The organism is Streptomyces sp. NPDC000151, assembly GCF_040301705.1.
GTDB lineage: Bacteria > Actinomycetota > Actinomycetes > Streptomycetales > Streptomycetaceae > Streptomyces.
Window position 1 is genome coordinate 1 of sequence record NZ_JBEPFC010000221.1, and the last position, 8426, is coordinate 8426.

The 8426-nt window shown below is 73.7% G+C and carries 7 protein-coding genes and 1 pseudogene; 6 read left to right on the forward strand and 2 right to left on the reverse strand.

The window, feature by feature from the left end; translation table 11 throughout:
• On the reverse strand, positions 1 to 620 hold a 620-nt coding region (locus tag ABT381_RS33915; protein ID WP_351601313.1), incomplete at its 3' end, for a TerD family protein.
• Between the two features lie 260 nt (positions 621 to 880).
• On the opposite strand from ABT381_RS33915, the gene ABT381_RS33920 reads away from it, so the two are divergent.
• The 6 genes from ABT381_RS33920 (at position 881) to ABT381_RS33945 (ending at position 7221) form a co-directional block, all read left to right on the forward strand.
• Positions 881 to 1321, forward strand: coding sequence for a DUF6643 family protein (locus ABT381_RS33920; protein WP_351601316.1), 441 nt, complete (start codon positions 881 to 883; stop codon positions 1319 to 1321).
• Positions 1322 to 1390: 69 nt separating this feature from the next.
• Positions 1391 to 2215: an MOSC domain-containing protein gene (locus ABT381_RS33925; protein ID WP_351601319.1), complete on the forward strand. Its 825-nt coding sequence runs from the start codon at positions 1391 to 1393 to the stop codon at positions 2213 to 2215.
• 163 nt (positions 2216 to 2378) lie between these two features.
• Positions 2379 to 3269 (forward strand): MEDS domain-containing protein, encoded by an 891-nt coding sequence (locus tag ABT381_RS33930; protein ID WP_351601331.1) that lies wholly within the window; start codon positions 2379 to 2381, stop codon positions 3267 to 3269.
• Positions 3263 to 3703 (forward strand): ATP-binding protein, encoded by a 441-nt coding sequence (locus tag ABT381_RS33935; protein WP_351601322.1) that lies wholly within the window; start codon positions 3263 to 3265, stop codon positions 3701 to 3703. Before ABT381_RS33930 ends, ABT381_RS33935 begins: the two co-directional genes overlap by 7 nt.
• A gap of 283 nt (positions 3704 to 3986) precedes the next feature.
• Positions 3987 to 4580 carry an Rv1733c family protein gene (locus tag ABT381_RS33940; protein ID WP_351601325.1) on the forward strand — a complete coding sequence of 198 codons (594 nt, stop codon included), beginning with the start codon at positions 3987 to 3989 and terminating at the stop codon, positions 4578 to 4580.
• Between the two features lie 199 nt (positions 4581 to 4779).
• Positions 4780 to 7221 (forward strand): right-handed parallel beta-helix repeat-containing protein, encoded by a 2442-nt coding sequence (locus tag ABT381_RS33945; RefSeq protein ID WP_351601328.1) that lies wholly within the window; start codon positions 4780 to 4782, stop codon positions 7219 to 7221.
• Here ABT381_RS33945 and ABT381_RS33950 read toward each other — a convergent pair.
• Positions 7191 to 8426: pseudogene (locus ABT381_RS33950) on the reverse strand (hypothetical protein); the annotation flags it as partial. The gene ABT381_RS33945 and the pseudogene ABT381_RS33950 overlap by 31 nt on opposite strands.

Here is an 8426-nt window from a genome sequence, read left to right on the forward strand (position 1 = left end):
GGCGCCGCGGGAGCCGCCGCGGGCGCTGCCTGGGCAGCCGGCCCGGCCGGGGGCGTCTCCGGGTCGTCCACGCTGATCCCGTAGTCCGTGGCCAGCCCGGCGAGCCCGCTGTCGTAGCCCTGGCCGACCGCCCGGAACTTCCAGCCGCCCTGCCGCCGGTAGAGCTCGCCGAGCACGAAGGCGGTCTCCACGGTGGCGTCCTGGCTGTCGAACCGTACGAGCTCGGCGCCACCGGAGGCCGCGGGCGCGGCACTCCCGGGGCCCGCGCCCGTCGCGTCAAGGAGGCGGACGCTCAGCCCGGGCACCTGACCGAACGTTCCGCCGTCCGCGGAGGCCGCGAGCACCACCCGCTCGACGGCCGGCTCGACGGCGGTGAGGTCGACGGCGAGGGTGTCGGTCGTGGTGCCCGCCGCCGCGCGCTTGCCCTCGTAGCGCACGGCGCCCGAGGCGTGCGCCGGCTGGTTGTAGAACACGAAGTCGCCATCGTCGCGCACCTTCCCGCCGCTCAGCAGCAGCGCCGAGGCGTCCACGTCCGGCACGCCGCTTCCGGTCCGCCAGCTCAGCTCGATCCGTACCGCTCCGGCATCCACCGGAGCGTTGCCCCCCTTGGGCATCGACATGGCCGCCTCCTTCGGATTCGCGCTCCCGCTTCGCGGCGCGCCGCCCTTCCAACCTAGGGGTTCTCCGAGGGCTCCCGGATGCCTCGCAGGAGGCAAGATTTCACCTCCCAGTGAGCCGCCCTTTACACGATTCAAACGGGCGTTGGCGACCGATTTCCCCGAGTTCGCTCACATTAGTGATCCGCAACCACTACCGACACGTAAAACAACCCTCTTTTCAGGCTCCCCAACCAGCACATCGTGGGCTTAACTTAAGAGGCATGACCTCCCCCCGCTCTACCTACGGCGGCGGCTACTACGCTTCGCCCTCCTTCCCGGACACCCCGATCTACGACAGCCTCGTCGCCGAGCGCGGCACACCCCAGATCGCGCCGATCAGGGTCCAGCCTCCGTACGACGTCGGCTCGTCCTCGTCCTCGTCCTACTCGTCACCGGCCCTGCCGGCGCTGCCCGCGCTCCCCTCCGGCCCCTCCGCGGCCCCCGCCCAGCACGGCTATCCCGGCCAGGCTCCGATGCAGCCCGCGCCCACGCCCTACATCCCGCAGCAGGCCGCCGGCCCCCAGGGATACCCGGGCCAGCAGCAGCCGCGGCGCCCGATGAGCACGGGGTACGAAGCGATGCGCCCGGCGGCCCCGGTCGCGCCGCGCCCCGCTCCGTACGAGGATCCGTACGGCCGCCCGCAGCATCCGCGGGGCTACTGACCCGCCGCCCGCTCGGCCAACTGTCCGGCCGCCCGGTCAAATGTCCGACCCGGCTGGCAGGATGGGCACATGCCGAACTCGCGCCTCCGTGCCCTCCAGCTGTACCCGGTGAAGTCTCTTGCGGGGACCTCCCCCGGCTCGGCCGCCGTGGAGCCATGGGGCCTGGCCGGGGACCGGCGCTGGCTGCTGGTCGACGAGGAGCGGCGGCTCGTCACGCAGCGGTCCCGGCCGCGGCTGGCACTGGCCGTCGCGGAGGCGCGGCCCGACGGGGGAATCGGGCTCAGCGCGCCGGGGATGCAGGACCTGTCCGTGGAGGTCCCTGTCCCCGGCGCGACCGTGCCGGTGCAGGTCTGGCACGACAAGGTGGACGCCGTGCCCGCGTCCGCCGCGGCCGCCGAGTGGTTCAGTACGTACCTGGGCGCCGAGGTCACGCTCGTGCACATGGACAATCCAGCCGTGCGCCGGTCCGTGCGCCAGGACTACGCCCTGCCCGGTGAGACGGTGAGCTTCGCCGACGCCTTCCCGCTGCTGCTCACCACGTCGTCCTCGCTGGACGCGCTCAACTCCCTGATCGCCCAGGGCGACCACGCCGACGAGGGCCCGCTGCCCATGGACCGCTTCCGGCCGAACGTCGTCATCGAGGGCACGGCCCCGTGGGCAGAGGACGGCTGGAAGCGGGTGCGGATCGGCGAGATCGCCTTCCGTGTCGCCAAGCCCTCCGGCCGCTGCGTGGTGACCACCACCGACCAGCGCACCGCCGAGCGCGGCAAGGAGCCGCTGCGCACGCTCGCCCGCCACCGCCGCTTCGGCGACGACCTGGTGTTCGGGCAGAACCTCATACCCGAGTCGCGCGGCACCCTCTGTGCCGGCGACCCCTTCGAGGTCCTGAGCTGACGTCAGCCCGTGTCCTTACGCAGCCGCCACCACGTTTCCGCGCACCGCCGCGTCCCGAGTCCGCCGACCCGGCGGCGCCGCCCTCGCCCACCGCGTTGCGGGGCCCTGTTCCGCCTGCATAAAGTGAGCGCATTGCGGTGGCGACAGGGAGATTCACGTGCGCATGCCTGCCGGGGACGCGGCGCGAGACCGCCTCATCCCGGTGCACCGGATGCGGCCCGGCGACCACGCCTTCGTCAGTTACGACGACGACGAGATCCGCTGGGACGTCCTGACGGCCTTCACCCGGCTCGGTCTGGCCCGCGGCGAGCGGGTCATCGTCTTCCCGCGCCCCGGTCTGCCCGAGGAAGAGGTCCTGGCGCGGCTGGACTTCCCCAACCGCACGACGGCGACGGCCCGTATCAGGGGCCAGTTGGTGCTCAGCAGCATGCGCCGGCTCATCAGCCCCGACCCCGCCTTCACGGCGGACCGGCAGTGGAGCCGGCTGCGCGAGGAGACCGCACAGGCCGTCGCGGAGGGGTACACGGGCCTGCGGGCCTTCATCGACATGCACTGGGTGCCGGACCTCGGCGCGGACGTGCACACGATGATGCACCGCGAGTCGAACGCCCACGAGCTCTTCAAGGGCCGCCCGTACAGCGAGATCTGCGCGTACGACCGGCGCTGGTTCGCGCCGGAGGTGCTGACCGCCATGGCTGAGGCGCATCCCCGCAACCTCCTGGAGCAGCTCGGCGCGATGCACACGGAGCGGACCCCGGACGGCGCGCTCCGCTTCGTAGGTGAGGCCGACGCCGCGACGAAGCAGCCGTTCCTCACCGCCCTGGAGCTCGCCCTGGCGCAGGGCACGGGTGCGGGCCGGCTCGTCGTGGACCTGAGCCGGCTGCACTTCCTGTCGGTCGGCTGCGCCACCGGCCTCCTCACGCTCGTCCAGGGGGCGAGTGGCCTTCCCCGGGTCGAGGTCCGCGGCGACCCGGTACAGCTCCGCACGCTCCAGCGGCTGGGAGCGGCATCGATTTCGCGGCTGACGCTGTCGGAGGTGACGCGACCGTGCTGATCCCCGAGTCCGCTCGTCCCCAGGGCGCCGGCGACGAACCGAGCGTCAGATACCTGCTGCAGCGGCGCTTCACCGCCCGGCTGCTCCCGCAGGTGCGGCTGCTCGTCGAGGAGTGCGCGGCCCGTGAGGGCCTGGCCGAGCCGCGGCGCGGGGAGTTCGTGCTGGCGGTGGACGAGGTTGCCGGTAACGCCGTCGAGCACGCGGGCGGCAGCGGCCGGCTGGTCCTGCGCCGGATCGACGACGAACTGGAGTGCCTGGTCATCGATTCGGGCCCGGGCTTCACGGAGGACGTCATCCCCGAACTGCTGCCGGGCCTGGACGGCGCGCCCACGGGGCGCGGGCTGTGGATGGCCCGGCTGGTCGCCGACCGGCTGACGATCGCCGCGGGCGCGGCGGCCGGCGCGGTGGTCACACTGGCGATACGACTGTACTGAAACACCCGCGAGAAGGCCTCTGGAGGGCCGCTGGACGCTCTTGAGCGACCTCTTGCGCCCGGAGGGCACCCCGCGTACGTCTGCGCCCTCTCCCGGCCTCTCACCGCGCGCCCGCCATCCCGACCGCCATCCCGACCGCCGCCCCGATCGCCGCCCCCGACGGCGATAGAGTGGCGGCCCGTACCCGTCCGGTGATTTTGCGCGCTCTTCATGAACACCGTGCATGAAGGGCCCCCAATGAGGTAGTTACGGACACGGAAGGGGGTGCCGGACCGTGCGAGCGATGAGTGGACTGTGGCGTTGGCGGCGTAATCCGCTGCGGCGCAGGACCGATCTCGCCGAGGCGTGGCTGGCGCTCGGCGCCGCCCTCCTGATCGCGTTCGGGGCCTCGGCGGTCGGCTGGGCGACCGCCCGGACCGCCGGTGACGCACTCCTGGACACCGTACGGACCCAGCACGCCCAACGGCACCTGGTGCGGGTCCAGGTGGACCGGCTGCTGCCGCATCCCCCCGTGGACCCCGACCCCGAGACGGCCACGCGGCGCGACGCGCACCGCAGGGTGCTCGCCAACTGGCGCGGCGTGGACGGCAGCCGGCACCTCGGGCCCGTTGCGGCGCCGCGTCCGGTGGTGCCCGGTGACCGCTTCCGGATCTGGACCGACGACCGCGGCCGGATCGTGCCCCGCCCGTTGGACGTCACGACCGCGAACTCCCATGCGGTGCTCGCCGGCCTGGGCGCGGCGGCGCTGGCCGGCGCCGCGGTCGAGGGCGGCCGCAGGCTGGTGCTGTGGCAGCTGATGCGCCGCCGGTACCGCCGCTGGGACGAGGAGTGGGAGCGCGCGGGCCAGGACTGGGGACGGGCCGGCGCCGGCAGCTGAGCACGCGCCGCCCGCAGGACACGGAGTGCGTCACCGCCCGTAGGACGAGGTGCCGACCACGTCAACTGCCGTACGCCGAGCGCGCTACGGTGGTGCAGCCAGCCGCTCGGCTGGGGCCTGCGCAGCCCGTACGCGGACATACACGCGCGTACCACCGCGGGCCGGAAACAGCCGCACGAGGTGGGGGCACGACATCGCCATGGCACAGGGCTCGGTCCAGGTCACGCACTCCGGGACGTCGCGCTGGCGGCGTCGCACAGGGGAGTACAGCTCCCTGGCCGCCGCCCTCGAAGCAGCCGGGGACGGCGATGTGCTGACCGTCGCGGCGGGCACGTACCGGGAGAACCTCGTGCTGCGCCGCGCGGTGACGCTGCGCGGGCCCGACGGGGCACGCGGCTCGGTGCGGATCGCGCCCGCCGACGGCGTCGCGCTGACCGTACGCGCCTCGGCGACTCTGCAGGACCTGCACGTGGAGGCGCAGGACTCGGCGGCGCCCGCCCTCCTGGTGGAGGACGGCGCGCCGGAGCTCACCGGGCTGCGCGTGGTGACGCGGTCCGCGACCGGTATCGAGGTGCGCGGCGGCGCCCGGCCCACGGTGCGGCACTGCACGGTCGACAATCCGGGCGGCGTGGGCATCAGCGTGCTGGACGGGGCGGGCGGCGTCTTCGAGGAGTGCGAGGTGCTGGCGGCCGGACAGGCGGGCGTGGCGGTGCGCGGCGGGGCGCATCCGCGGCTGGAGCGCTGCCGGGTGCACCACGCGAACGGCGCCGGCCTGACGGTGAACGGCGAGGGCAGCGCGGTCGAGGCGGTCGGCTGCGAACTGTACGAGATCAAGGGCGCGGGCGTGCAGATCGCCTCGCGCGCCACCGGACACCTCACCGACTGCACGGTGCACCGCACTTCGGCCGACGGCATCACCCTGGACACGGACGCGGTGCTCACGGTCGCCGACTGCGACATCCACGACATACCGGAGAACGCGCTGGACCTGAGGTCGCGTTCGGTGCTGACGCTGACCCGCAGCCGGGTGCGGCACTTCGGGCGCAACGGCCTGTCCGTATGGGACCCGGGCACCCGGGTGGACGCCAACCAGTGCGAGATCCACGACAGTACGGGCGACTACCCGGCGGTGTGGGTGAGCGACGGCGCGACGGCCGTCCTGGACTCGACCCGGGTGCACGACGTGCCGGACGCGCTCTTCGTGCTGGACCGCGGTTCGCGGGCGGATGTGGTCGATTCCGATCTCGCGCAGGTACGGAACACCGCCGTTTCGGTCAGCGACGGCGCGACCGTGCAGCTCGACGACTGCCGCATCCGGGAGGCCGCGACCGGCGCGTGGTTCCGCGACCACGGGAGCGGCGGCACGCTCTCGGGCTGCACGATCGAGGACACCCAGACGGGCGTGATCGTCACCAAGGGCGCCGACCCGAACGTCGAGCGGTGCACGGTCAGCACGCCGGCCGAAGCGGGCTTCTACGTGTCCGCGGAGGGCCGCGGCACCTTCCACAACTGCCGGGTCACGGGCAGTTCCGGCTACGGCTTCCACGTGATCGACGGCTGCCGCACGACGCTGACGCGGTGCCGCACGGAGCGGTGCGCGCGCGGCGGGTACGAGTTCGCCGAGGACGGGCCGACGGCGGTGGACTGCACCAGCGACGAGAGCCGGATGACCCAGCCGGCGGCCGCGGCGGCGCCGACCGGTCTGCCCTCTCCGACGGCCGCTCCGGCGCCTGTGACCGCCGCGCAGCCCGCGGGCACGGCCGGCCTGCTGGGCGGCGCTCCCGTGGCGCCCACGGCGCCTCAGACGCCCGCCGAGCCCATCCTGGACACCCGGCCCTCGGAGGAGGTCCTCGGCGAACTGGACACGCTCGTCGGCCTGGACAGCGTCAAGCGCGAGGTGCGCAGCCTGATCAACATGATCGAGGTGGGGCGGCGCCGGCGGCAGGCGGGCCTGAAGGCCGCCTCGGTCCGCCGCCACCTGGTCTTCACCGGTTCCCCCGGCACGGGCAAGACCACCGTCGCACGGCTGTACGGCGAGATCCTGGCGTCGCTGGGCGTACTGGAGCGCGGCCACCTCGTGGAGGTCTCCCGGGTGGACCTGGTCGGCGAGCACATCGGGTCGACGGCCATCCGTACCCAGGAGGCGTTCGACCGGGCCCGCGGCGGGGTGCTCTTCATCGACGAGGCGTACGCGCTGTCCCCGGAGGACTCCGGGCGCGACTTCGGGCGCGAGGCGATCGACACCCTGGTGAAGCTCATGGAGGACCACCGGGAGGCGGTGGTGGTCATCGTGGCGGGCTACACCGCCGAGATGGAGCGCTTCCTGGCGGTCAATCCCGGTGTCGCCTCCCGCTTCTCGCGGACCATCAGGTTCGGCGACTACGACCCCGAGGAGCTGCTGCGGATCGTCGGGCAGCAGGCCGAGGAGCAGGAGTACCACCTCGCCGACGGCACCTCCGAGGCGCTGCTGAAGTACTTCACCGCGCTCCCGAAGGGGCCGTCGTTCGGCAACGGGCGCACCGCCCGGCAGACGTTCGAGGCGATGGTCGAACGGCACGCGGGCCGGGTGGCGCAGCTCCCCGACCCGAACACCGACGACCTCACGCACCTCTACTCCGAGGACCTGCCGGCGCTGCCCTGAGACGCGGCGGGCCGCTCTCCGGGGCCGGGGTCCCGCTCGACGTCCGGCCCGCCGGGCTGCTGCGGTATCCCGGGCGCCAGGTGGGCGAGGAGTTCGGCGCGTGCCGTCTCGAACACCGGGTCCGCCTGGTAATCACCGTGTCCGAGGGTCTGGGCGGGCAGCGGGTGCTGGAGGGTGCGCCCGAAGACCAGCGGGTCGCGCAGCGGCCCGCGGTCGATCTCCGCGCCGTCCTCACAGGTGAGGCGGACCGGACCGCCGATGGGGTCGGTGAACCGCCACAGGTTGCGCCAGGCGTCCATCTCGCGGTGCAGCCCGGTGAGCGCGGCGGGCCCGAAGAACGCCGGGAACCAGCGTCCGTACAGGCGCTCCAGCGGCGACCCGTACGTGAGCAGCGCGACCCGGCTGCGCGTCACCGGGTCCAGCTGCCAGACGGCGGCGGCCGCGAGCACGCTGCCCTGGGAGTGCCCGGAGAGGACCAGGCGCCCGTCGTGGGTCTCGGTCCAGGTGGCCATCCGCCAGGTCAGGTCCGGAACGGCGCGCTCGGCGTAGCACGGGGGCGCGAACGGGTGCGCGGCGCGCGGCCAGAAGGTGCCGACGTCCCAGAGGATGCCGATGGTGCGGCGGGCCGAGGCGTCCTTATAGGCGCGGCGCCCCATGGCGAGCATGAGGACGACGCCGGCGCCCATCAGCCAGGAGCCGAGCGCCTGCGCCGTCTCGGCGACGGCGTCCACGAAGACGGGCGCGCCGTCCAGCGCCCGGCCCGGCGGCAGGCCCGTGAGCTGGGCGCCGAGCACCGCACCCGTACCGAGCACGAAGGTGACGGCCGTGATCACGCCGATCAGCACCGGCGCCCGGTCGGTGAGCCCCGCGCGGGCGATGGCGCCCGCGATCCCCTTGGTGCGCTGCGCGTCGGGCTTCTCCTCGTCCTCGTACAGCCCGGGGATGTCGGCGACGAGCTCACGGCGGACGGCGAGCACCTGGAAGCCGGCCGCCACGACCAGCAACAGGACGACGATCAGCAGGACCGGGATGACCGATGCCTGCCAGGAGAGCAGCACGGGCGGGCCCGCCATCGGGGCGTGCGCGTCACCCGGAGTGGCACCGCGGTCCAGCCAGTCGGCGGTGCGCTGCGCCACTCCCCCGGTGAACACGCCGCCCAGCGCGCAGGCCAGCAGCGCCACGGAGGCGCCGGCCAGGCCCGCGAG